This is a genomic window from Citrobacter sp. TBCS-15 (assembly GCF_005280815.1).
Classification (GTDB): domain Bacteria; phylum Pseudomonadota; class Gammaproteobacteria; order Enterobacterales; family Enterobacteriaceae; genus Citrobacter; species Citrobacter werkmanii.
The window spans coordinates 1-517 of the sequence record NZ_SZWK01000260.1 but is presented as its reverse complement, the minus strand read 5'-3'; the positions used below and the strand labels follow the sequence as shown (position 1 = coordinate 517).

Genomic DNA, 517 nt, shown 5'->3' with positions numbered 1-517 from the left:
ATTGATTATTCAAGAATACTTGATTGGGTAAGACGTTATAGATCTGACAATTTTGAGGCTTTTAAACAATCTCGTGGGAGACCTAAGACAGGACAAGAGATCATTAATAAGAAGACAGAGTTAAGTCTAGATGAAAAGGACTTTCGTATAAGGGAATTAGAGCGGGAGTTGGAAAACACTAAAATTGAACTTAAATATTTAAAAGGATTGAGGAGGCTGAGAATGGAACAACAAGCGAAGGAAAAGCACGTCTTGTTCAAACCCTCCACAGAGAATTCAAGTTCCCAATCAAACAACTGTTAATTATTTCAGGACTACCTAAGGCAACGTATTATTATTGGGTTAATTGTTTCGGACGCCCAAATAAAGACGAAGAAATCGAAAAAGTATTGATTAAGCTTAGAAAATTACACCCTAATGCAGGTTATCGCCCCATGGTAGAACTTTTAAAGCGTGAAGGATATATTGTTAACCATAAAAAAGTTCAACGTTTAATGCGAAAGCTAGGACTTTGTAT

General features: G+C 35.6%; 2 protein-coding genes. Both read left to right on the top strand.

Annotated elements, in window-relative coordinates:
• On the top strand, positions 1 to 303 hold a 303-nt coding region (locus FDW96_RS26210), incomplete at its 5' end, for a hypothetical protein (protein WP_373562171.1).
• Positions 195 to 517, top strand: a 323-nt coding sequence (locus FDW96_RS25300) for an IS3 family transposase (protein WP_137365906.1), incomplete at its 3' end; no start/stop codon positions are given. The genes FDW96_RS26210 and FDW96_RS25300, both read left to right, overlap by 109 nt.